Source organism: Streptomyces nidicola (assembly GCF_050106155.1).
Taxonomy (GTDB): domain Bacteria; phylum Actinomycetota; class Actinomycetes; order Streptomycetales; family Streptomycetaceae; genus Streptomyces.
Genome location: NZ_JBNBPI010000001.1, coordinates 5,223,003 through 5,246,469 on the forward strand (window position 1 = coordinate 5,223,003; position 23,467 = coordinate 5,246,469).

Below are 23,467 nucleotides of genomic sequence, written 5' to 3' on the forward strand. Positions count from 1 at the left end.
GAGCCGTACCCCTGTGAATGATGGGTCATGCGCCCGAATTGCCCATGGATACCCAGCCATCGCAGCTGTGGCAATCCCCACCAGATCCAACTAGATGTGGAAACCGCAGGACTTAACGTCCTGTTCATGACTCAGTTGGACGCAGGGCCCTCGACGGGGCGGGCCGCAGACACCACCGGGGGCGGCGGGGGCAAGGGCCTCGGCGGGAACTCCGTCGGGCTGCTCGGCAGCGCCGTCATCGGCGTCTCCACGGTCGCCCCGGTCTACTGCCTGACCTCCACGCTCGGCTCCACGGCCGGCGAGGTCGGACTCCAGATGCCCGCGGTGTTCCTCGCGGGCTTCCTGCCGATGCTGCTCGTGGCCTTCGCGTACCGGGAGCTCAACAAGGTCATGCCGGACTGCGGCACGTCCTTCACGTGGACCGTGAAGGCGTTCGGGCCGCGCGTGGGGTGGATGTGCGGCTGGGGCCTGGTGATCGCGACGATCATCGTCCTGTCGAACCTCGCGGGGGTCGCGACCTCGTACTTCTGGCTGCTCGCAGGCGAGATCAGCAACAACGCCTCGATCGCGTCGCTCGACGACAACAAAGCCGTCCACATCCTCACGTGCCTGGCCCTGATCGCGGCGGCGACGGCGATCAGCTATCGCGGCATGACCGCGACGAAGGGCGTGCAGTACACGCTGGTCGGACTCCAGCTGGTGGTGCTCGCCGTCTTCGTCGTGATGGCGGTGGCCAAGGCGGGCTCCGCGGACTTCGCGGGGACCTCTGTGGACTTCTCGTGGTCGTGGCTGAACCCGTTCTCGGTGCAGTCGTTCGGGGCGTTCACGGCGGGCCTGTCCCTCTCGATCTTCATGTACTGGGGCTGGGACACCTGCCTGACCGCCAACGAGGAGACGATCGGCAGCGACAAGACGCCGGGGCGTGCCGCGCTCATCGCGATGGTGGTCCTGGTCGGCTCGTACCTGGCGACGGGCGTCGCGGCGCAGATGATCGTCGGCTCGGGCGACAAGGGCCTCGGGTTGGCGAACCCGGAAACGTCCGACAACGTCTTCGCCGCGCTCGCCGGACCGGTGATGGGTCCGACCCTCGGCATCCTCCTCTTCATCGCCGTCCTCGCCTCTGCCGCGGCGAGCCTCCAGACGACGTTCATCCCGGTCGCCCGCACGGTCCTCGCCATGTCGACGTACGAGGCGCTGCCGGCGTCGTACGCGCGCGTGCACCCGAAGTTCCGCACGCCGGGCCGCGCGACGGTCACGGCGGGCGTCGCCACGGCCGTCTTCTACACGGTCATGACGCTGGTCTCCGAGCACGTACTCGTCGACACGATCTACGCGCTCGGCCTCATGATCTGCTTCTACTACGCGCTCACGGCGTTCGCCTGCGCCTGGTACTTCAAGGCGGAACTGCGCCGCTCGGCCCGCGACTTCACCTTCAAGGGCCTCTTCCCGCTGCTCGGCGGCGTGCTCCTGTCGGCGGTCTTCATCAAGACCCTCGTCGACATGTGGAACCCCGCGTACGGCAGCGGCTCCTCGGTGTTCGGGGTGGGCTCGGTCTTCGTGATCGGCGTCGGCCTGCTGCTCGTCGGCGTGGTCATCATGCTGGTCATGGGCCGCCGCAGCCCGGCGTTCTTCCGCGGCGAGATCCTGAACCGTCAGACGCCGGTGCTGGTGGTGGAGGAGCCGTAGGGCGCGTCGCCGGCGTGCGGCACCACGACGATCTGTACGTCGTCCTCGTAGAGCACCCGGCCCGGATCGGCCGAGCGCACCAGGTGGCAGTCGACGCCGTGCGCGGCCAGGATCTCCAGGTAGCCGGGGACCCGGTCGAGCAGATGCGTGGCCGACGGCTTGAACCAGGCCGCCGCGCCCGGGTTGACCTCATGGTCGTAGACCGTGGGGTCAACGGTGGAGGGGTCCGGATACGCAGCGTCGTACCAGTCGTTGTTGGTGCGCCGGAAGGATTCCTGCTCGGCGGTCAGCAGGCCGTCCCGGGCCAGGTTGTTGACGAGTCCGAACAGGCCGGTGAAGTGACCCCGCCGGTTCCGGTGCGGCGACTGGAAGCGTACGTAACCGGTGGTGGTGTCACCGGCGGGGCCCTGCGTCGTCATGCCTCGTCCTTTTCGTTCCGGCGCGTTCCGGGGGCGTCGGCCGCCAGGCTAGGCGTTCGATCCCAGGAAGATCGGGTTTGTGAAGGCAGCCAAGGGGCCCGGGAGGCCCTGTGTCGTGGGGGTGTGGCGGATTTCTGCGCGGACGTACGCCGCGTAGGACGCGGTTGTCGTCCAGGTTGCCGTTGGGGCGCCGGGCGCTGATGTGAAGAGGGTGCCCTGGTCCGTGACGAGGTGGAGGGTGCAGTCGGTGGGGGTCTCGGCCTTCAGGGTGATGGTGATCGGGGTGTCGGGGGCGACGGGCAGGCGGTCGCCGATGCCTGCCACCTTGCCCTTGCCGCCGGTTGCCGTGAAGGTGAGTTCGACCGACGAGGACTCCGCCACGTATGAGTGACCGGCCTTGATGCCCGCCTGGATGGCCTCGCGGGTCAGGTCGTCCGCCAGGACCACCGTCTGGGGGCCGCCGATGCGGTCCGGGTCGCGGTGGGCGTCGCTGTTGCCCATCGCGGGGACCCAGCCCGTGCGGCCCTTTGAACGGGCGTACGCGACCAGGGTGTTGTCCCAGTCCGCCAGGGACACCTCGTCGTCCGGGGTGTACGGGCCGTTCCACACCTCCACCGCGTCCGCCTCGCCGAAGCCGAACTTCCAGCCGCAGCCGATGCACGTCGCGTGCGGGTGGGCGGGGACGACCAGGCCGCCCGCACGCCGGACCTGCTGCGCGTACTTCGCCCAGCGGTTGTCGCGGGCCCGGTAGCGCCAGTCGACGAACGTGCCGGGGTCGGTGCCGAGGGCGACCACGTGGCCGTTGCGGGTGGTGATCTCCTCGCCGGTCAGCACGAGGAGGTCGTCGCCCGCCACGTCCGACCAATGGGCGTGCGCGGCGTGCGTGTTGTGGTCGGACGTGTTGATGAAGTCCAGGCCGGCCGCGCGGGCCAGTTCGCCGATCTCCTGCGGCGTGCGGCGGCCGTCCGAGTACCAGGAGTGGATGTGGCAGTCGCCGCGGTACCAGGCGCGGCCCCGGCCGCGGGCGCGCTCCGGCGGATACGTCGGGCGGGGTGTCTCGCCGGACGCGCCGTGCGTCAGCGTCACCGTGACCTCGTACGGGAGGCCCTCCGGCGCCACCGTGTACGGGCCGAGCGCGATGTTCCAGGTGCCGGGGCGGACCGGGCCCGGGATGTAGCCGGGCGTCGCGTCGTCGGCGCGGATGAAGAACTCGGTGCGGGCGCCGCCGGACCAGCCGCGGAAGCCCTTGCCGCCGAGCTCCGTGCCGCGCTCGTCGAAGACGCCGATGTCGAGGGCGTTGTTCTGGGTGCCGGCGGGGAGCCCGGTGGCCTTCTCGTACGTGTACGAGACCCGGATCTCCCGTACCCCGGCCGGTACGTCGACCGGGAGATAGACGTAGTCCGGTGCGCCGGGCGGCAGCGTGCCCTTGAGCGTCTTGGTGGACCGTTCGCCGTCGGCGGCGCTGGCGAAGCTCATGGTGGTGAGCGTAAGCGCGCCCGCGGCGCCGGTCACGAGCAAGGCCCGTCTGCCGATGCCGTGTTCGTCGCCGGGTGTGTCGTCGATGCACATGCTGCGGCTCCCCAGGGTGTCGGACGTGACGTGGGTGACCCTGGCATTGAGCCGTGAACTCCCCCCGAAGGGAAGGGGAGCGGCAGATTGCGTGCGGCTACGACCTCCGGCCGCGGAGGAACCGGGTGAGGGCGAGCAGCACGACGATGACGACCAGCACGAGCAGGAGCAGGCCGAGAACCCCGAACGACTTGCTCTTCTTCTTTTTCTTCTTGCTCTTCTTGCCGATCGATTTGCTGACTGTCTTGGCAGCCGCCTGCTTGGCGACCGTCCTGCTGGTGGCCTGTGTGCCTCCTTGGCTGATCACAGCAGCCGCTGTCGAGGCCCTCGCGGTCGCGGGAGCGGACGCGGATGCCGTCGCCGGAACACCGCCGAGCAGCAGCCCGCCCAGCAGCACCAGTACGGTCGTAGGTCGTGCGCGCAGAAGCATGCCGGGAGCGTAGGGGAGGACGCGGGCGTCGGGAAAGGGCACGGCCGGGCGCCCTCGTGGTGTCCAGATGGCGCTCGTATGCTCGGTTCATGAGTGATCAGGACGCCGTACCGCAGCCCCCCGAGGCAGAACGTCCCACCGCCAACGCGATGCGCCGCGCACTGAAACGGGCCAGAGACGGTGTGGCGCTCGATGTCACGGAGGCCGCCGTGCTGCTTCAGGCGCGCGGCGACGACCTGGCCGACCTCACCACGTCCGCCGCCCGCGTGCGCGACGCGGGCCTGGAGGCGGCGGGCCGGCCGGGTGTCATCACGTACAGCAAGAGCGTGTTCATCCCGCTCACCCGGCTGTGCCGTGACAAGTGCCACTACTGCACGTTCGTGACGGTCCCCGGCAAGCTGCGCCGCGAGGGTCACGGAATGTTCATGTCGCCCGACGAGGTCCTCGACATCGCGCGCAAGGGTGCCGAACTGGGCTGCAAGGAAGCCCTCATCACCCTCGGCGACAAGCCGGAGGACCGCTGGCCCGAGGCCCGCGAGTGGCTCGACGCGCACGGTTACGACGACACCATCGCGTACGTGCGCGCCATATCGATCCGGATCCTGGAGGAGACGGGGCTGCTGCCACACCTCAACCCGGGTGTGCTGTCGTGGACCGACTTCCAGCGGCTCAAGCCGGTGGCGCCCTCCATGGGCATGATGCTGGAGACGACCGCCGAGCGCCTGTGGTCCGAGCCCGGTATGCCGCACTACGGCTCGCCCGACAAGGAACCGGCCGTCCGACTGCGGGTGTTGGAGGATGCCGGCCGCTCGTCGGTCCCCTTCACCAGCGGTCTTTTGATCGGGATCGGGGAGACGTACGAGGAGCGCGCCGACTCGCTGTTCGCGCTGCGCCGCGTCGCCCGCTCGTACCACGCCATCCAGGAACTCATCATCCAGAACTTCCGCGCCAAGCCGGACACGGCGATGCGCGGAATGCCGGACGCCGAGCTCGACGACCTCGTCGCGACGGTCGCCGTGGCCCGCCACATCATGGGCCCGGCGGGCAACATCCAGGCCCCGCCGAACCTCGTCGACGGCGAGTACGCGCGGCTCATCGCGGCCGGAATCGACGACTGGGGCGGGGTCTCCCCGGTGACGATCGACCATGTGAACCCCGAGAAGCCGTGGCCGAAGCTGGAGGAGCTGGCGGCGCAGTCGGCGGAGGTCGGCTTCGAACTGCGTGAACGCCTTTGTGTCTACCCGGAGTTCGTGACGCGCGGCGAGCCGTGGCTTGACCCGCGCCTGCTCCCGCACGTCAACGCCCTGTCCGACGCGGACGGCCTGGCCGTGGCGGACGCCCCCGTCGTCGGCCGCCCCTGGCAGGAGCCCGACGAGGGGTACGTGGCGTCGTCCGGCCGCACCGACCTGCACCGCACCATCGACACCGAGGGCCGCACGTCCGACCGCCGCGACGACTTCGACGTCGTGTACGGCGACTGGGAGGCGCTGCGCGAACAGGCGGCCCCCGGCATGGAGCCTTCGCGTATCGACGGCGACGTACGGTCCGCCTTGAAGCAGGCGGCCGACGACCCGACGAAGCTCACCGACGACGAGGCCCTCGCCCTGCTCCACGCGGAAGGACCGGCCCTCGACGCCCTCTGCGGCATCGCGGACGACATCCGCAAGTCGGTGGTCGGCGACGACGTCACGTACATCGTCACGCGGAACATCAACTTCACGAACGTCTGCTACACCGGCTGCCGCTTCTGCGCCTTCGCGCAGCGCCGCACGGACGCCGACGCGTACACGCTCTCCCTCGACCAGGTCGCGGACCGGGCCCAACAGGCCTGGGACGTCGGTGCAGTTGAGGTCTGCATGCAGGGCGGCATCCACCCGGACCTGCCCGGCACGGCGTACTTCGACATCGCGAAGGCGGTGAAGGAGCGCGTGCCCGGCATGCACGTCCACGCCTTCTCGCCGATGGAGGTCGTCAACGGCGCGTCGCGCACGGGCATGTCCATCCGCGAGTGGCTCACGGCGGCCAAGGAGGCCGGCCTCGACTCCATCCCCGGCACGGCGGCGGAGATCCTCGACGACGAGGTCCGCTGGATCCTGACCAAGGGCAAGCTCCCGGCGGCCGACTGGATCGAGGTCATCAAGACGGCTCACGACCTGGGCATCCGCTCGTCCTCGACGATGATGTACGGGCACGTGGACCAGCCCCGCCACTGGCTCGGCCACCTCCGCACCCTCGCCGGGATCCAGCAGGAGACCGGCGGCTTCACGGAGTTCGTGACGCTCCCCTTCATCCACACCAACGCGCCGGTCTACCTGGCGGGCATCGCCCGCCCCGGCCCGACGACCCGCGACAACCGGGCGGTCACGGCGATGGCGCGCGTCCTCCTCCACCCGCACATCCCCAACATCCAGACGAGCTGGGTGAAGCTCGGCACGGAGGGCGCGGCCGAGATGCTGCGCTCGGGCGCGAACGACCTCGGCGGCACGCTCATGGAGGAGACCATCTCCCGGATGGCGGGCTCCTCCTACGGCTCGTACAAGTCGGTCAAGGACCTGATCGCGGTCGCGGACGCTGCGGGCCGCCCGGCGCGCCCGCGCACCACCCTGTACGGCGAGGTGTCGGAGGAACGAGTGACCGCGGCCCGGTCCTCGGACGGCCATCTGCCGGAGCTGCTGCCGGTGTTGGAGCCGTAGGCACTACGGCGCACTGGCGCCGAACTCGGCGCCGAATTCGGTTCCGGCCAGGCTGGGCTCGGGGATGCCCAGCGTGGCCGGGCCGAACGACATCATCGGCGCGCTGCTCTCCAACGCGAGCCGCGTGCCCGGCAGCACCCACACCGCTCCCGCGTCGCGGAACCGCCCGTCCTCGCCGGACGCGCCGACCGCGAGGTCCGCCCGATGGTCGCCGTCCATGTCGCCCAGCCACAGCGCCGAACCGAACCCGTCGTACGACTCGGCGACGCCGGGGATGCCGTCGAGGCCCTGCCGGTAGGCGAGGGCGTGGGGGGCGTGCGCCGGTGCCCTCGGCGTCGGTGGTGTCTCCTTCGAGCAGGCCCTTCGCGTTGCCCATCAGCAGACAGACGGCGCCGGTGTCGAGCGCGGCGTCCGCGTTCGTGCCGGGCGCGGAGGCCACCAGGTCGTCGTGGCCGTCGCCGTTGACGTCGCCCGCGGCGGCGGGCTCCCGGCCGAAGTGCTCGGTGTCGGCGGCCAGTTGACCGAGCGGCCCCTGCGTGGCGCGACTGATCACCTGTTGCCTGCCGATATCGGGTCCTGCAGGGGAGCCGTACTGGATGCCGATGGCCCCCGCGCCGTGCTCGCCCGCGACATCGGCGGAGGCGGCGGGCATGACGAGGTCCGCGTGCCCGTTGCCGTCGAAGTCCGTCATGGCCTCACGGCCCGACCACCCAGGCCAGGACGCGCCGCCGGAGCCTCCGGGCACGAGAAGCACGGCACGGCCTCCTCGGCCCGACGGGCGGATCGCCGGGTACGACGTGCGGGGCGGTCGGATGGTTGCCCGAGGGATCGGTGCCCGGTTGGAGGGCATGGCTTCACGCACTGGCACATACCATCTGTGCCATATAGCATCGGTGTTATGTCCGGCGAGCGGTATGCCATCGAGATCGAGCCCGAGGTGCGCCTCTGGCTGGAGAATCTGCCCGCCCACCACTATGTGATAGCGGAGCAGAAGGTGGACCGCCTCGCTGAGAACGCCACCACCCTTGGCGAGCCCTTCAGTCGTCATCTCGGCGGCAAGCTCCGCGAACTGCGTTTCGACCTCGGCGGTACTGCTCAGCGCATCACGTACTGGCTTGCTCCGGACCGCCGTGTCGTGCTGCTGACCGTCTTCCGTAAGACGAAGATGCGTGAGGCGGCGGAGCTGATCCGCGCTCGCGCTGTTCAGGCCGAATGCGAGGCTCGTCATGAACCGGCTACGGAGCACGAGGTCTACAGCCGCCCTGTGAAGGAGGAACTCTCATGAACCACGCCGAGTGGAGGACCCGCCGACACCGCGAGCTTCTGGGTGAGTCGGTGGAGGGGAACGCGGAGTACGACCGCATGTACGAGGAAGCCGAACTCGCACATGACCTCGGCCAGCTGGTCTACGACCGGCGTACCGCCCTCGGCCTCTCCCAGGTTGAGCTGGCAGAGCGTTGCGGGATGAAGCAGCCCCAGATCTCCCGGATCGAGGGCGGCGGCACAGTGCCCACGATTCCGCTTCTGAAGCGACTGGCCAGGGCGCTCGACGCCGAGCTGACCATCGAACTCACGCCGCACCACGAAGCGGCGTGAGCGAACGCCCTAGGGGTGATCCCTGGCCGGCCGACAGGTAGTCGACGAAGAGGGGCCCGGGACGTTGTGGGTTCACCTGAACCGTCAGGCCAACAACTCACGCTTGAGGGAACGGAGTTCATCCGCGTCCAGGCCCAGCGCCCGCTTCTCGTACGTCGAGAAGGAACCGAACCTGTCCCGGACCTCGTCGAACCCCGAGTTCAGGTACTCGGCCCGCACGTCCAGCATCGGCTTGTAGACCTTCGCCTGCTCAGGCGGCATCGAGGCGAGGGCCGCCTCGTTCGCCTCGGCGCGGTAGTCGTTGGAGGCGAGGTAGTCCTTCATCACGATGTCGCGGGGGACGCCGAGGGCCGTGAGGAGCGCCGCGTTGGCCCAGCCCGTGCGGTCCTTGCCCGCGGTGCAGTGGAACAGGGCGTCGTCGCCGTCGGCGACACCCGAGAAGACCTTCCGGTAGGCCGCCTTGGCCGTGTCGCCGCTGACCATGAACTTCTCGCCGTCCGTCATCATCTCGACGGCGCCGGCCTCCGTCTTCGGCATCGTGGTCGTCATGTCGGAGCCCGCGAGGACGTCCGCGACCACGTACCGCGTGCCGGACGGCACCCGGTCCGGGGCCGATGAGCGTTCGGACGCCGTCCGCAGGTCGTAGTCCGTGTCGATGCCGAGCCGGCCGAGCTTCGCCAGGTCCGCGTCCGTCAGCTTGTCGAGCGCGTCCGAGCGGTAGATCTCACCCATCTTCACCCAGTGGCCGTCCCGGGTCCGATAGCCGCCCGCGTCACGGAAGTTGACCGCTCCGTCGAGCTTGATCAGGCGGTCGGCGAGGCGCAGGCCCTTGCCGTGGTCGGGCGCCAGCGTGAACCACTGGCGGTCGGCGTCCGCCGGGAGCCCGGTGACCGTGACCTGCCCGGTCGAGCCGCCGGACGCGACCGTGCGGCCGCCCGACGTGATCGTCACGTGCCGGATGCCCGGCGCCTGCCAGGCGATCTTGTACGTGCCCGGGGTCCCGGCCGCCGTCACCGTCGCCTGCGTGAACGGTATGCGGGCGGAGGGCCGGGCGGCCGGGTGGGCCGAGGCGGCCGGGGCGGCGAGGGCCACGAGGAGCGCGGCCGCCGACAGGGCTCCCAGAGCCGGAGTCGTGGACCTGACACGAGTACGTACGGGGGTGATGTGGGTCATGGGATGGATGTTTCGGGGCGCCGGAAACCGGGGCGCGACCGGGCGATGAACGGTGGGCGAAGCGGTGGCGAGCGCATGCCCCGGACCGTGTGGACGCAGGCGTCCACGATCCCATCACTTCGTGAACATTCCTGGTCGACGTCGGTCGATTACAGTGCTGCAAGCCGAAGGGTCGAGGGTTGTGACAGGAGGAGTGCCCCATGGGCGCAGCGCCCAACGCGGCGGCCGTCTGGGGCCGCGCAGAACAGCAGGACTTCCGCAGCAGAGTGCGCGGGACCCTGCTCGGTGGCGCACTCGGTGACACCCTCGGCGCCCCGCTCGACGGCCTCACCCTCGACGGGATCCACGCCGAGCACGGGGACGAGGGGCTCAAGCAGCTGGTGCCCGTGTACGGGCGGACGGGCGCCATCACGGCCGCCACCCAGCTGACCCTGTTCACCGTCGACGGGCTCATCCGCGCCCAGGTCCGCCGCGACACCGGCGCCTGGCACCCGCCGACCGATGTGCACCGCGCCTATCTGCGATGGCTGGCCACCCAACGCGACTGGGGTCCTGACCTGCGCCGCAAGGAGGACGGCTGGCTGGCCCGCGAGGAGTGGCTGTACTCGCGGCGGGGCGCCGCGCAGGCCTGCCTGCTGGGGCTCGGCAACGACGTCATGGGGACGCTCGACCGCCCCAAGAACCTGGACGCGGACGGCGCCGAGGCGGCGACCCGCTCCGCGCCGTTCGGGCTCCTCGTCGGCTGGGAGCCGCAGCTCGTGTTCCAGCTCTCCGTCGAGTGCGCCGTGCACACGCACGGCGCCGCGGAGGCCTACCTGGCGGCGGGCGCGTACGCGGTCCTCGTGCACGCCCTCGCGCGCGGCGACTCCCTCGACGCCGCCGTGCAGCGCGCCCTCGCCCTGCTCGCCGCGCGCCCCGGGCACCCGCCCGTCGCGGACGCGCTCAAGCACGCGCTCGGCGCCGTACGGCAGGGGATGCCGACCGCGGCGCGGGTCGGGGAGCTGGTGGGCGAAGGGGATGCGACCGGTGTGCTCGCGGCCGCCGTGTACTGCGCGCTCGTCAGCGACGACATCCGGCACGGGCTTGGCCTCGCCGTGCACCACGACGGGCCTTCCGCCCAGGTCGGCGCGTTGTGCGGGGGACTGCTCGGGGCGCTGCACGGGGAGACGGCGCTGCCGCCCGCGTGGGTGGCGGAGGTCGAGGGGCGGCCCACGATCCTGGAGCTCGCGGACGACTTCGCGATGGAGATGACGCAGGGCGCTGCGCTGCATGGTCCTGCGTCGGCTTCGGCGGGGTGGTTGGCGCGGTATCCGCGGGCGTAGGCCGCACCCCGGAAGGTGCGGCCCAGCGGTGGTCAGTCCTTCGGTCAGTCCTTCACCCGCGAACCGAGTACGTCGTCGGCCGCGCCCGCCGGCATCGGCACCGCGGCCGCCGCGGCCCCGTCGTCGTCGGAGTTGATGGTCGCGATGATCGCGTCGCGTTCCGGGGTGTCCTCGGGCTTGATGTAGCCGATGAGGATGTAGAGGACCAGCGAGACGGCGAGCGGGATCGACACCTGGTACTGGAGCGGCACACCGCCCTCGATGTTCCAGCTGATCGGGTAGTTCACCAGCCAGAACGCGAACAGGCCCATGCCCCAGCTGGTGAGCGCGGCGGTCGGCCCGGAGCGGCGGAACTGGCGCAGCAGGCCGAGCATCATCGGGATCGCGATCGGTCCCATCAGACCGGCCACCCACTTGATGACCACCGTGATGATGTCCTTGAACGTGGGCGAGTTGACCTGCGTGGCGACCGCCATGGACAGGGCCAGGAAGATCACCGTCGTCAGCCGGGCCGCCACCAGGCCCGTCCGCGGGCCCCACTGCCGCGCCTTCGAGGAGAGCGCGGGCGCCACGTCCCGCGTGAAGACCGCCGCGATCGCGTTGGCGTCGGAGGAGCACATGGCCATCGTGTGCGAGAAGAAGCCGACGATGACCAGGCCCAACAGGCCGTGCGGCAGCAGCTGTTCGGTCATCAGGCCGTACGAGTCCGAGCCGTCCGGCTTCTGCGCCTGTACGAGCAGCGGCGACATCCACATCGGGAAGAAGAGGACGACCGGCCAGATCAGCCAGAGCGTGGCCGACAGGTAGGCGGACCGCTTGGCCTCGCGCCCGCTGCTCGTCGCCATGTAGCGCTGGGCCTGGTTGAGCATGCCGCCGTTGTACTCGAAGAGCTTGATGAAGAGGAACGCGAGCAGGAAGACCGTGCCGTACGGGCCGACCAGCGGCTTGTCGTGGCCCTGGAGCTCGGGCCGGCTCCAGGCGTCGAAGAAGCCGATGTGCTTGTCGCTGAGCTTGAGGACGACCGCGACGAACATCGAGACCCCGGCCAGCAACTGGATGATGAACTGGCCCAGTTCGGTGAGCGCGTCCGCCCACAGGCCGCCGATCGTGCAGTAGACCGCGGTGATGGCGCCGGTGATGAGGATGCCCTGATTCAGGGACACACCTGTGAACACGGACAACAGAGTGGCGATGGCCGCCCACTTCGCGGCCACGTCGACGATCTTCAGCAGCATCCCGGACCAGGCGAGCGCCTGCTGGGTGCCCAGGTTGTAGCGGTTCTTGAGGTATTCGAGCGGCGAGGCCACGTGCAGGCGCGAGCGCAGCCGGTTGATGCGCGGCGCGAACAGCCGGGCGCCGATGGCGATGCCGAGCGCGATCGGGAAGGACCAGGTGACGAAGGACGTCACGCCGTAGGTGTACGCGATACCGGCGTACCCGGTGAACATCACCGCGCTGTAGCCGGACATGTGGTGCGAGATGCCGGACAGCCACCACGGCATCTTGCCGCCCGCGGTGAAGAAGTCGGAAACGTTGTCGACGCGCTTGTGGGACCAGACGCCGATCGCGACCATCACGCCGAAGTAGGCGATGAGCACGACCCAGTCGAGACTGTTCATGTGCCCCCTCCAGGGGTTCCGCTGCACAACGGTTGCCCCCGGTAAGGGTGTTGGGGACGTGGGGGATTGAACCTCCGCGCATGGGGCCGGTCAAGGGTTCTGCAGTCATGGATATGAACCCCGGACAGAATTCAGAACGTGGCGAAACTCGGGGAGGGAGCCGTTCACCCTGGCTGACCTGCGGTATCGGCAGGTGTCCCGAGTCGGTCGGCTACCGCATGAGTTCTCCGGCGTTCACCAGGAGCTGCTGGCCGGTGATCGCGCGCGCCCGGTCGGAGGCGAGGAACACCGCCGCGTCCGCCACGTCCCCGTCCGTCGCGAGGTCGGGCAGCGCCATCCGCTCGGTGAGCCGCCCGAGCACCTCCTCCTCGGGCACGCCCTCGGTCTGCGCGGTGATCTGTACGTAGGCCTGCACGGGCGGGCCCCACATCCAGCCGGGCAGCACGGTGTTCACCCGGACCCGGTGCGGCCCGACCTCCCGCGCCAGCGAGTACATGGCGCTCGTCAGGGCGCCCTTCGACGCCGCGTACGCCGCCTGCCGGACCTGGGAGGGCGCCGCGATCGCCGACTGCGTCCCGATGAAGACGACCGAGCCGCCGCGCTCCTTGAGGGCCGGCAGGCACGCGCGGGTCATCCGCAGCGTGCCGAGCAGGTTCACGTCGACGACCTTGCTCCAGGTCTCGAAGTCGGCATCCTCCAGGCCGCCGAAGTAGCTGTCCCAGGCCGCGACGTGGACGACCGCGTCCACGCCCCCGAACCGCTCGCGCGCCAGCTCCGCGAGCGCCTCGCACTGCGTCTCGTCGCCGATGTCGGTCGAGCGGTAGGCGGTCCGCTTGCCCTCCGGGTCCAACTCCTGTGCGCAGGACGCGAGATTGGCCTCGGTGCGGGCCCCGAGCACCGCGTTCCCGCCGTCGCGCAGCACGGCCTCCACCACCTGGCGGCCGAGCCCCGCGCCGACCCCGGAGACGATCACGGTCTTCCCCGCAAGCAGTTCCGCATTCACCATCGGTTCGCCTCCCGGCTCTGGCTTTCTTTCTGACGGGGCGTCAGAGTATGGGCGTCGAACGGGAGATGGAAGGTGTGAGCGGCATGGAGGACACACGCAGCGAGACGTACGCGGAACTGGCGGCCGTCGGGCCGTACGGGGTGCATCCGGGGCACGCCCTGATCACCATGGTCGAACCGCACCCCGGCCATGAACACGCGTACAACCGCTGGTACGAGGACGACCACTACTACGCCGGCGCCATGGCCATGCCGTGGATGTACGCGGGGCGCCGCTGGGTCGCCACCCGTGACCTCCAACTCCTGCGCTACCCCGAGAAGTCGGCGGTCGCCGAGCCGGTCACGGCGGGCTGCTACATCTCCACGTACTGGATCACCGAGGGCCGCTACGCCGACCACATGAAGTGGACCGTCGGCATCAACAAGCGGCTCAACCGGGACGACCGCGTCCACCAGGACCGCACGCACGTCTTCACGGCGTTCCAGGACCACGAGGCGACGGTCTACCGGGACGGGGACGAGGGGCCGCGTGACTTCCACGCGCTCGACCACCCGTACCAGGGGCTCGTCGTCGAGGTGATCGACGCCGAAGGGCCCGAGCAGCGCGCGGAGTTGCTGGAGTGGCTGCGCACCGAGCATCTGCCGGAGCGGGTGGCGGGATCGCCCGCCGCGATGGTCACGGTCTTCCGCCCGACACCGCTGCCGGGCGACAAGATGACGTACGTGAAGCAGGTCGAGGGCGTCGACACCCGGCTCACCCTGCTCTGGTTCCTCCAGGCCGACCCGCGCGAGTGCTGGCAGGACCACTTCACGGGCCTCGGTGAGGCGGTGGCGGCGTCGGGGCTCGGCCGGGTGGAACTGGTCGCCCCGTTCATCCCGACGGTGCCGGGCACGGACCAGTACGTGGATCAGCTGCGCTGACCCCGGGCCGGCCTGCTCCGGACAGCGCCGAGCCCCCTCGGCCAGGACGGCGGACCAGTCGAGAGGGCTCTGTCAGTGGTGCGGTGTTGCGTGGTGCTGTCGTGCATGTAGCTGTATTGCGTAGTGCTGTGTTGCGCAGTGCTGTGTTGCGTAGTGCTGTGTTGCGTAGTGCTGTCTTGCGTGTTCGGTTGTCTCACGGAGTTGGCTGGGGGTCAGCTGTCGACCCGGCTCATCTCCGTGACGAAGGCGCTCCATGAAGCCGGCGCGAACGCCAGGTTCGGGCCCTGCGGGTCCTTGGAGTCGCGGACGTCCACCGCGTGGGCGGCGGGAGACTTGATCTCCACGCACGCGCCGTTCCCTGCGGAGTACGAGGACTTGATCCAGGTGGGCTGTGCGCCCTTGGTGATTGCCATGATCTGCTCCGGTCTGGCCATTGATCCCTTGCTGAGCCGCGGACTTGCTGCGGCTTTGCGCCAACACCACGTCGGTTGTTGGCGTGATCGACGCTACTCGCCGACCGGGGGCGGCGGTGGGGCCATTCACTCGACCGGATGGCATATTCCAGGTGGGTCTTCCATGAGCCCGTGGGAAAGGTGTACCGTGCGGGGCTTTCCCACGGGCGGGGCCTGGATCGGGGGCCTGAACTCTGCGGTCCGTTACGCGAGTTGGACGTCGGAGCGTGCGTCGCTTCAGCGAGTGTGGCGCTTCGCGGCTTCCAGGATGAACTGCCGGGACTGCTCCACGTTCAGCGCCTGGGCGCGCAGGTGCTCGTACATGACGCTGTACTTCTGCACGTCCTGCGTCTTCTCCAGGTAGAGGTCGCTGGTGACGCCCTCGATGTAGACGACGCTGGAGTCCGCCGCGTCGGGGAACTCCAGGATCGCGTACTGCCCCGTGATCCCCGGATGCGCGCCCATCTCGAAGGGCAGCACCTGCACGGTGACATGGGGGAGCCCGGACACCTCCGCGAGGTGCTCCAGCTGCTCGCGCATCACCGCGGACCCGCCGACGGTGCGGCGCAGCGCCGCCTCGTCCAGGACCACCCACAGGCGCAGCGAGTTGGCCTCGTCGTCGATCCGCTCCTGACGGCGGATACGGACCTGGACGCGCTTCTCGACGTCCGTGAGCGAGGCCTCGGGCATCGCGCCCTGGATCAGCGCCTCCGCGTAGCCGCGGGTCTGAAGCAGCCCGGGGATGCACTGGGACTCGTACACGCGCAGGGAAGCGGCGTCGGTCTCCAGGCCGATGTAGACGCTGTACGGAATGTCGCCGAAGGAGTGCCACCAGCCTTGCTGGCGCGAATCCTTGGCCATTTGCATCAGCGAGTCGATGACCCTGTGGTCCTCGACCTCGTACACCCCGCACAGATCGCGTACGTCGCGCTGGCTGATGCTGCGCCGCCCGTTCTCCAGGCGGCTGATCTTCGACTGCGACACCAGCAGGCGCTCGGCGACCTCTTCGGCGGTCATGCCCTTGAGTTCGCGGAGCCGGCGCAGCTCCTGGCCCAACCGGCGTCGCCTGACGGTGGGATTGACGTTGGACGCCACGGACGTGCACCTCCGGCTACGTGCATTTCTTTGTTCTGCATACGTTGCGTGTCTACTGCTCAGCAGATTGCCACCCCGGGGCGGCCCTGCGCTGGGAAACGGCGGATGTGCACGGGACGCACATGCGGGTTGCACGTGCCTCCTACGCAGCACAAACGCGACCGCGCGGGGTGACGTGCCGGGGCGTCGTCCTCACGCCCGGCGCATCACCCCGCGCGGTACAGCGGCTCCCGGACCGGTTCTTGGGGACTACGGTGCGGCGCTGTGGTGCTACGGGTGGTGCTGTGTGGTGCTACGGGTGGTGCTGGTGCTGCGGTTCGCCTAGTGGGCCACGGCCCGGGCCATGGAACCGCGGCGTGGCTGCATCGGAACGCCGCGAGCGGGCTCCGGTGCGCCCCGACCGGCCGAGGGGGCCGGTGAGCGGCGTGGCTGTACCGCCACACCGTTCTGGACGTCCATCACGGCGTGCGCCACGAGGCCGCCCATCGGGTCGTGCCTGATCAGGTCCCGCAGCCGGGAGCGTGAGGACCTGCCCTCGTTGCCCGGATACAGGTGCTTGCCGAGTCCGACCGCATGGGCCAGGGCGGCGAGCGCCGCGGTCCGTGGGTCCGGTGGGACCCCGGTGCGGATCGCGCTGTCCAGCCGGGCCCTGATCTCCCGGCTGACCGCCGACTCCGTCGCCTGGTAGCGAGTCGTCGGCAGCACTCCGCACATCTGTCCGGCCACGGCATGCACCATGCCGCACCGCTCCAGATGCGAGAGGTAGGTCTGTCGCAGGCCAAGGCGTGGCCCGCCTATCCAGTGGACGGCCCGTACGGGAGCGCCACGCCTTCGCAGCAACTCCAACGCGCAGTCCAGAGTCGGATCTCCGGTCGGCCGTGGTGCCACCACGGCGATACGATCCCCGTCTGGGGCTATCCGTCCGGCCAGCGCCAGCTCTACTAGCTGTGCTCCGGCCAGACCTAGGTCGAGCGACTGCGGCTGCGCTGTGGTACCCGTGGCCGGGTCCAGAGCGAGCAGCAGAAGCTCCTCCGGAAGTGTTCTGCGGCTCCTGCCCATCCATGCCTCCCCGCGTGGATGAATGACAGGGTGACCCCTCTCACATTGGTCTGTCGAGAGTGCGTGGGGGGTTTGGGCGGGAACCTATAGGTATGTCGTTCTCGTCTACCACGTGGGTTAAGCCCCCACACAGGACACTGGTACATGGTTCGGACAGGGCTGGTCTGTCCGGCGACAAGTGGTTGAGTGGTTCATTCGGTCGAGGAGGCATCGGTGGCGGGGACCCCCGACAAGTCGGGAGAGCACAAGGCGTCGGGAGGCCCGGCTCCGGAGGACCCGCGTCTCGCGGTGTCGCGGGGCGTGGACCAGGAGACGGCGGTGTTCTCGGTCCGCGACGCGGCGGGCGAGGACCCGGATACGGGCGCCTCGGCCCCGGATCCGGACGCCGGTGACGAGCGCCTGCGGGCGGCCGTGGCGGCCTGGGTGGCAGGCGACGAGGGCTCCGCCGGGGCGTCTGCGATTGCAAATCCGGGTGGTGGTGACGGGGAGGCGGATTCCGCGGGCGCGGCGGATCCGGACGACGCCGACGCGGGCGCCGAGCCCACGAACTCGGCCACCGGTTCCACTGGTGACGCCAACTCCGATACGGACGCGTCCACGAAGACGTCGGCCTCCGAGAACGACGACAAGGCGGACGCCACGAACGCCAACAAGCCTGCGGCGAAGGCGGGTGCCGGGTCCGACGCCAAGGGCGGCGGCAAGCCCGCCGCCGGGGACGACGCCAAGCCGGCCGCTGAGGCCGACGCCCGGGGCGCCGGGAAGCCGACCGACGCGGCCGACAGCGAGGCGGACGCCAAGTCCGGCGCTCAGGACGACGCGCAGCCGGTCGCGGCCGCCGAGGCTGATGCTCCGGAGGACGCCAAGGCCGATGCCAAGCCGGCCGCTGGGGGCGACAGTAAGTCCGGCAGTGAGTCCGGTCCCATGCCGGCCGCCAAGTCCGGCGCCCGCGGCGACGGGAAGTCGGCCACCGAGGCCGACGCGCAGTCGGCTGCCGAGGCCGATGCTGACGGCGACGGCGAGGCAGACGCCAAGTCCGGCGCTCAGGACGGCGCGAAGCGGGCCGCCGAGGCCGGTGCCAAGGCCGACGCCACGTCCGGCGCGCAGCCGGACGGCAAGGCCGCACGCAAGCCGGCCGACAAGGCCGATGGGAAGTCGGACGCCAAGGTCGACCGCCCCGCGGACGCCAAGGGCGGCGCCAAGTCCGACGGAAAGCCGGACGCCGAGTCCGACCGCACTGCGAACGCCGAGGCCGACGGGAAGCCGGCTGCTGCGGCCGACCGCGCCGCGGACGCCAAGGGCGGTGCCCAGCCTGGCACCAAGTCCGACGGAAAGCCGGAAGCCAAGAGCGGTGCCCAGCCCGGCGCCAAGGCCGACGGGAAGCCGGACGCCAAGGGTGACGGGAAGCCGGGCGCCAAGGCCGACGCGGAGCCGGGCGCCAAGGCCGAGAGTGCCGCGGATGGCAAGGTCGATCGGCCCGTGGATCAGCCCACCGCCGTGTTCAAGGCCCTGCCGCAGCCCGTGGATCAGCCGACCACCACGCTCAAGGCGGCCGGGACCGCGAAGAGCAGTAAGTTCGTGCCGCTCAAGGGGCTCGATGAGGGCACGGGCAAGGGCACGGGCAAGGAGCTGCCGCCGGAGGCCGAGCAGCCCACCGTCGAACCCGCCGAGCGGACGACCCAGCAGCCGTTGCCGCCGAAGCCGCCGCTCGACCTGCTCGCCGAGCTGACCAACACCCCGCCGCCCCCGGAGACCCGGGTCCGTACCGCGGTGCGACGGGTCAAGGTGTGGACGCCGCTCGTCATCCTGCTGGTCATCGTGTTCGGGGTCGTGCAGGCCGTGCGCCCGCTGCCGACGCCGTCCCTCACGCTCACCAGCGACGCCACGTACAGCTTCGACGGAGACAAGGCGTCGCTGCCGTGGCCGGACGAGGGCCAGGGCTGGATGGACGTCCAGGGCATCGGCACGATGGACGACTTCGGCAAGCAGACGCCCGTGCCGATCGGTTCCGTCGCCAAGTCCATGACCGCGTACATCGTGCTCAAGGACCACCCGCTGAAGGCGGGCGACGACGGCCCCTCGATCACCGTCGACGCCACCGCCGAGAAGGAGGGCGGCTACGACGCCGACGGGCAGAACGAGTCGACGCTCAACACCGTCAAGGAGGGCGACAAGATCTCCCAGAAGGACGCGCTCGCGGCAGTCATGATCCCGTCCGCGAACAACATCGCGCGCCTGCTGGCCCGTTGGGACGCCGGCTCCGAGGAGGCGTTCGTCAAGAAGATGAACGCCACCGCCAAGAAGCTGGGCATGAAGAACACCACCTACACCGACCCCTCCGGCCTGAAGGAGAGCACCGTCTCCACCGCCGAGGACCAGGTGAAGCTCGGGAACGAGCTGGTGCAGATTCCGGCGCTCACCGACATCACCAAGTTGCCCACCTGGACCGACCCGTCCGGCAAGAAGTGGACCAACTACAACCGCCTGGTGCCCTACGACGGCGCCATCGGCATCAAGACCGGCACGACGACCAAGGCCGGCGGCAACCTGCTCTTCGCCGCCACCAAGGACGCAGGCGGCTCGACCGTCACGGTCGTCGGCGCGATCCTCGGCCAGCACAAGGCGCCGATCATCGACACGGTCAACGCGGTCAGCAAGACCGCGATGCTCGCCGCCCAGGACGCCGTCACCTCGTCGACGGTCCTGAAGAAGGGCGACGTCGTCGGTTACGTCGACGACCAGCTCGGCGGGCACACCCCGGTCACGGTCACGAAGGACGTCAAGGCCGTCGGCTGGGCCGGCAAGACCGTGCACCTGCAACTCGCCGACCAGGACGGCAAGTCCGTGCCGCACACCGGCAAGGCGGGCGAGACGGTCGGCGTGCTGGAGGTCGGCGACGGTGAGGGCGGCGCAGTGGAGGTGCCGGTGGCCCTCCAGAAGAGCCTCACCGAGCCCGGATTCGGCGCGAAGCTGACCCGCGTCGGCTGACCGCCCCAGGGCCGCGCCAGGGCCGCCCAAGGACCGCTCCCGGTCCGCTCGTGGCCCGTTCGTGGGAGACCGATGCCCCTCGGTCTCCCACGGCGCCCGTCCGTGCCCGCCGTGCTAGCGTCGCGAGACCGGGCAGGCGGGGGACGCCCACCCGTTCATTCACAACGGCACACGGGTAAACGGGAGTGTAGGGAGTGGCCACAGCGAGGCCGACGCGCGCCGACGACGACGCGAAGCCCGGGGCGGGCAAGAGCCGCCCACGGATACGGGTCCCCGAGCAGCCCACAGGGAAGGCCGGCGACGAACCGAACGTCGGTACCGGCGTCAAGCGCTTCGTCCGGCACCCCGTCACCCTCGCCACAGCGGTCGCCGCGCTCCTCCACCTCATCTGGTTCTTCACGTTCGCGAACAGTGGCGGGGACCTCGCGGCGCAGGACGCCTGGGCCGAGTTCGTCGGCCGGCACCCCGACTCCGCGTACAACCTCGCCTGGTACGGCGGCATGCACCCGGTGTCGTACAGCGTGGTCTCGCCGTATCTGATGTCCGTGTTCGGCGTGCGCACGACGATGATGGGCGCGGGCACGCTGTCCGCCGCCCTGCTGACGATGATCCTGATCCGTACGCGGGTCGTGGCCAAACCCCTGTGGCCGGCGCTCGCCGGTGTCTTCGCGCTGCTCTGCAACGCCGCGTCGGGGCGCGTCACGTTCGGCCTCGGCATGATGTTCGGGCTCGCGGCGACGGCCGCGGTGTTCTGCTGGCCGTACCGCTGGCGCTACAAGCGCTGGGCGAAGGCGGCCGTGGCGGCGCCGCTCGCGGGCATCGCGACCGCGTGTTCGCCGGTGGCGGGGCTCTTCGTCGGACTCGTCGCCGTGGCGCTCTTCCTTCAGAAGCGGCGGCCCGGGGCGTACGCGCTGGGGCTCGCGCCGACCGCCGTCGTCGTGCTCTCGGCGTGGCTGTTCCCGTTCTCCGGTACGCAGCCGATGTCGTTCTGGTCGGCGCTGCTGCCGATGGTGTACGGCGTCCTCGCGTACGTCCTCGTGCCCAAGGAGTGGGTGACGGTCCGGATCACGTCCGCCGTCTACGCCCTGTCCGTCCTCCTGGTGTGGCTGATCAGTTCGCAGATCGGCTCCAACATCACCCGGCTCCCGATGCTGTTCGCGGGCGTCGCGCTGCTCGCCGCGCTGCCGTTCACGCAGAAGCGCTCGCGCAAGTGGTACGTCCTCGTGGTCACGTTCGTCGCCTTCAACGCGTGGATCGGCTTCAAGTCGGTCGACGACGTCGTGCGTACGACCCCGGCCGCCTCCTGGGCGCGTGAACTGGCGCCGCTCGTCAACGAGTTGCAGGAGGTCAGGGCCGAGCACGGCCGCGTCGAGGTGGTGCCGGCCCGCTCGCACCGCGAGGCCTCCGCGCTCGCCCCGTACGTGAACCTGGCGCGCGGCTGGAACCGGCAGGCCGACATGGAGCGCAACCCGCTCTTCTACGACGACACCCTCAACTCGGCGAACTACCGCGAGTGGCTGCGGCGTTGGGCGGTGCACTACGTGGTGCTGCCCAAGGGTCCGCCGGACGGCAAGGGCGCGGAGCGCGAGCGGCAGCTGGTGCGGCGGGGCCTGCCGTATCTGAAGCAGGTGTGGGGCGACGCCAACTGGCAGCTGTTCGCCGTCACCGACCCGACGCCGCTCGCCGAGCCGCACGCGGTCGTCGACGCGGCGGAGCAGGGCGAGCTGACCATCGAGGTGACCCGGCCGGGGCGGGTGCTGATCCGCGTCCCGTACTCGCCGTGGCTGTCGGTCGTCGACGCCGAGGGCAAGAGCCTGGGGGCGCCGAAGGAGACGGAGGCGTCGAAGCGGGCACGGGAGGCGAACGACTCCCTCCCGAAGCGGTACGCGAACGTGCACGGGTGTCTGTCGGAGACGGAGGAGGACGAGGCGGGGGACGCGTGGACGGAGCTGCTGGCCCCGAAGGCCGGCACGTATCGCCTTGCGGCGCCGTACCAGTTGCCCCGGGGGACGCCGTGCCCGGAGGAGTTGCGGTGACCCGCGGTTGACGCCGCGGGGCTCCGCCCCGGACCCCGCGCCTCAATCGCCGGCGGGGCTTGATTGTGACTCACCCGCCGTCGGGAGTTGAGTGATGCAACCCGCCGTCGGGTGGGCATTTCAAGCCCCTGCGGCGATTGAGCAGCGGGGTCCGGGGCGGAGCCCCGAGGCCTCAGCCACGGCGCCGCCTGCTCAATCGCCGCAGGGGCTTAATCGGGCGTGATCACCACTCCGCGAAAGAGCCGTCCGCGTGGCGCCACACCGGGTTGTGCCAGCGGTGGCCGGAGGCGGCCGCCTTGATGACGGCCTGCTCGTCGATCTCGATGCCGAGGCCGGGCCCGGTCAGCCGCGCCATGTGCCCGTCCGTGGAGTCGAAGGCGAAGACGGACGGGTCGACGAGGTAGTCGCCGAGGTCGGAGCCCACGTTGTAGTGGATGCCGAGGCTGGTCTCCTGGATGAACGCGTTCGGCGACGCGAAGTCGACCTGGAGGCACGCCGCGAGCGCGATCGGCCCGAGCGGACAGTGCGGGGCCAGGCCCACCCCGTGCACCTCGGCCTGCGCGGCGATCCGCCGGGTCTCCGAGATGCCGCCCGCGTGGCTCAGGTCCGGCTGCGCGAGCGCGATGCCGGAACGCAGCACCGGGTCGAAGTCCCAGCGGGAGTACAGCCGTTCACCGGTGGCGACCGGAATGGACGTGGACGCGGTGAACTCGCCGTACTGCGACGTGAGTTCAGGGAGCAGCGGCTCCTCGATGAACATCGGGCGCAGCGGTTCGAGGGCGCGGGCGAGCTGCTTGGCCAGCGCCGGCGACGTACGCCCGTGGAAGTCGACGGCGACGCCTCCGTCGGGCCCCAGCACGTCCCGCACGGAGGCGACCCGCTCGACGACCGCGTCGATCTCGCGCGAGGTCTCCAGGTGCCGCATCCGGCCGCCGACGTTCATCTTCACGGCCCGGTAGCCCTGTTCGAGGCGCTGCGCCGCGTGCTCGGCGGCCTCGCTCGGGTCGTCGCCGCCGATCCACGAGTACATCCGCATCCGGTCCCGGACGGCGCCGCCCAGCAGATCGTGCACCGGGACGCCGTGGAACTTGCCCTTGATGTCCCACAGGGCCTGGTCGATCCCGGACACGGCGGACGACAGCACGGGCCCGCCCCGGTAGAACCCGCCCTTCGTCATGACCTGCCAGTGGTCCTCGATCCGCAGCGGGTCCTGCCCGACGAGGTAGTCGCTCAGCTCGTCGACGGCAGCGGCAACCGTGTGCGCCCGCCCCTCGACGACAGGCTCCCCCCACCCGGTGACCCCTTCATCGGTCTCAACCTTCAGAAACAGCCAACGGGGAGCAACAAGGTAGGTGGTAAGTGCAGTGATCTTCATGGCGCATCCTTACTCATAGGCTTTGGCGGCGA

The 23,467-nt window shown here is 70.2% G+C and carries 19 protein-coding genes and 1 pseudogene; 8 read left to right on the forward strand and 12 right to left on the reverse strand.

Annotated features, from left to right (window positions below):
- Positions 1-126 precede the first annotated feature (126 nt).
- A complete protein-coding gene (locus ACOKM3_RS23775; RefSeq protein ID WP_426903056.1) occupies positions 127-1,686 on the forward strand; it encodes an APC family permease in 1,560 nt (519 codons plus the stop codon).
- Here the strand turns inward: ACOKM3_RS23775 and ACOKM3_RS23780 are convergent.
- From ACOKM3_RS23780 to ACOKM3_RS23790, 3 genes are all read right to left on the reverse strand, one after another.
- Entirely contained in the window at positions 1,653-2,105 is a 453-nt protein-coding gene (locus tag ACOKM3_RS23780) for a hypothetical protein (protein WP_426903057.1), read from the reverse strand. The two genes, ACOKM3_RS23775 and ACOKM3_RS23780, sit on opposite strands and share 34 nt — an antisense overlap.
- Positions 2,106-2,153: 48 nt before the next feature.
- Positions 2,154-3,674 (reverse strand): CehA/McbA family metallohydrolase, encoded by a 1,521-nt coding sequence (locus ACOKM3_RS23785; protein WP_426903058.1) that lies wholly within the window; start codon positions 3,672-3,674, stop codon positions 2,154-2,156.
- Positions 3,675-3,771: 97 nt separating this feature from the next.
- A complete protein-coding gene (locus tag ACOKM3_RS23790; protein ID WP_426903059.1) occupies positions 3,772-4,104 on the reverse strand; it encodes a hypothetical protein in 333 nt (110 codons plus the stop codon).
- Positions 4,105-4,193: 89 nt separating this feature from the next.
- Here ACOKM3_RS23790 and ACOKM3_RS23795 point away from each other — a divergent pair, with 89 nt between their 5' ends.
- Positions 4,194-6,797 carry a bifunctional FO biosynthesis protein CofGH gene (locus ACOKM3_RS23795; protein ID WP_426903060.1) on the forward strand — a complete coding sequence of 868 codons (2,604 nt, stop codon included), beginning with the start codon at positions 4,194-4,196 and terminating at the stop codon, positions 6,795-6,797.
- A gap of 3 nt (positions 6,798-6,800) precedes the next feature.
- Here the strand turns inward: ACOKM3_RS23795 and ACOKM3_RS23800 are convergent, their stop codons facing one another.
- The gene (locus tag ACOKM3_RS23800) at positions 6,801-7,073 is read right to left on the reverse strand and encodes an FG-GAP repeat protein (protein ID WP_426906881.1); all 273 of its coding nucleotides are present in this window, start codon (positions 7,071-7,073) and stop codon (positions 6,801-6,803) included.
- A 136-nt stretch (positions 7,074-7,209) separates the two neighbouring features.
- Positions 7,210-7,647, reverse strand: a pseudogene (locus ACOKM3_RS23805) (FG-GAP repeat protein); the annotation flags it as partial.
- A 48-nt stretch (positions 7,648-7,695) separates the two neighbouring features.
- Here ACOKM3_RS23805 and ACOKM3_RS23810 point away from each other — a divergent pair.
- Entirely contained in the window at positions 7,696-8,082 is a 387-nt protein-coding gene (locus tag ACOKM3_RS23810; RefSeq protein ID WP_426903061.1) for a type II toxin-antitoxin system RelE/ParE family toxin, read from the forward strand.
- A complete protein-coding gene (locus ACOKM3_RS23815) occupies positions 8,079-8,393 on the forward strand; it encodes a helix-turn-helix domain-containing protein (protein WP_426903062.1) in 315 nt (104 codons plus the stop codon). The genes ACOKM3_RS23810 and ACOKM3_RS23815 overlap by 4 nt, the downstream gene beginning before the upstream one ends.
- An 84-nt stretch (positions 8,394-8,477) precedes the next feature.
- Here the strand turns inward: ACOKM3_RS23815 and ACOKM3_RS23820 are convergent, their stop codons facing one another.
- Positions 8,478-9,566 carry a tyrosine-protein phosphatase gene (locus tag ACOKM3_RS23820; RefSeq protein ID WP_426903063.1) on the reverse strand — a complete coding sequence of 363 codons (1,089 nt, stop codon included), beginning with the start codon at positions 9,564-9,566 and terminating at the stop codon, positions 8,478-8,480.
- A gap of 200 nt (positions 9,567-9,766) precedes the next feature.
- On the opposite strand from ACOKM3_RS23820, the gene ACOKM3_RS23825 reads away from it, so the two are divergent.
- Positions 9,767-10,888, forward strand: a complete 1,122-nt coding sequence (locus ACOKM3_RS23825; protein ID WP_426903064.1) for an ADP-ribosylglycohydrolase family protein — start codon at positions 9,767-9,769, stop codon at positions 10,886-10,888.
- A 44-nt stretch (positions 10,889-10,932) separates the two neighbouring features.
- On the opposite strand, the gene ACOKM3_RS23830 is transcribed toward ACOKM3_RS23825, so the two are convergent.
- Positions 10,933-12,507: a sodium:solute symporter family protein gene (locus ACOKM3_RS23830; RefSeq protein WP_426903065.1), complete on the reverse strand. Its 1,575-nt coding sequence runs from the start codon at positions 12,505-12,507 to the stop codon at positions 10,933-10,935.
- A 211-nt stretch (positions 12,508-12,718) separates the two neighbouring features.
- Entirely contained in the window at positions 12,719-13,513 is a 795-nt protein-coding gene (locus ACOKM3_RS23835; protein ID WP_426903066.1) for an SDR family oxidoreductase, read from the reverse strand.
- 83 nt (positions 13,514-13,596) lie between these two features.
- Here ACOKM3_RS23835 and ACOKM3_RS23840 point away from each other — a divergent pair, with 83 nt between their 5' ends.
- Positions 13,597-14,433: a hypothetical protein gene (locus tag ACOKM3_RS23840; protein WP_426903067.1), complete on the forward strand. Its 837-nt coding sequence runs from the start codon at positions 13,597-13,599 to the stop codon at positions 14,431-14,433.
- A gap of 212 nt (positions 14,434-14,645) precedes the next feature.
- On the opposite strand, the gene ACOKM3_RS23845 is transcribed toward ACOKM3_RS23840, so the two are convergent.
- The 3 genes from ACOKM3_RS23845 to ACOKM3_RS23855 form a co-directional block, all read right to left on the reverse strand.
- Entirely contained in the window at positions 14,646-14,846 is a 201-nt protein-coding gene (locus ACOKM3_RS23845; protein ID WP_327662890.1) for a DUF397 domain-containing protein, read from the reverse strand.
- 276 nt (positions 14,847-15,122) lie between these two features.
- Positions 15,123-15,980 carry a helix-turn-helix domain-containing protein gene (locus ACOKM3_RS23850; RefSeq protein WP_426903068.1) on the reverse strand — a complete coding sequence of 286 codons (858 nt, stop codon included), beginning with the start codon at positions 15,978-15,980 and terminating at the stop codon, positions 15,123-15,125.
- 321 nt (positions 15,981-16,301) lie between these two features.
- The gene (locus ACOKM3_RS23855) at positions 16,302-17,039 is read right to left on the reverse strand and encodes a GOLPH3/VPS74 family protein (protein WP_266711240.1); all 738 of its coding nucleotides are present in this window, start codon (positions 17,037-17,039) and stop codon (positions 16,302-16,304) included.
- Positions 17,040-17,252: 213 nt separating this feature from the next.
- Here ACOKM3_RS23855 and ACOKM3_RS23860 point away from each other — a divergent pair, with 213 nt between their 5' ends.
- Positions 17,253-20,024: a D-alanyl-D-alanine carboxypeptidase family protein gene (locus ACOKM3_RS23860; protein ID WP_426903069.1), complete on the forward strand. Its 2,772-nt coding sequence runs from the start codon at positions 17,253-17,255 to the stop codon at positions 20,022-20,024.
- Between the two features lie 194 nt (positions 20,025-20,218).
- A complete protein-coding gene (locus ACOKM3_RS23865) occupies positions 20,219-22,060 on the forward strand; it encodes an MFS transporter (RefSeq protein WP_426903070.1) in 1,842 nt (613 codons plus the stop codon).
- A gap of 223 nt (positions 22,061-22,283) precedes the next feature.
- Here the strand turns inward: ACOKM3_RS23865 and dgoD are convergent, their stop codons facing one another.
- Positions 22,284-23,435 (reverse strand): galactonate dehydratase, encoded by a 1,152-nt coding sequence (gene dgoD / locus ACOKM3_RS23870; RefSeq protein WP_267070103.1) that lies wholly within the window; start codon positions 23,433-23,435, stop codon positions 22,284-22,286.
- Positions 23,436-23,467: the final 32 nt, after the last annotated feature.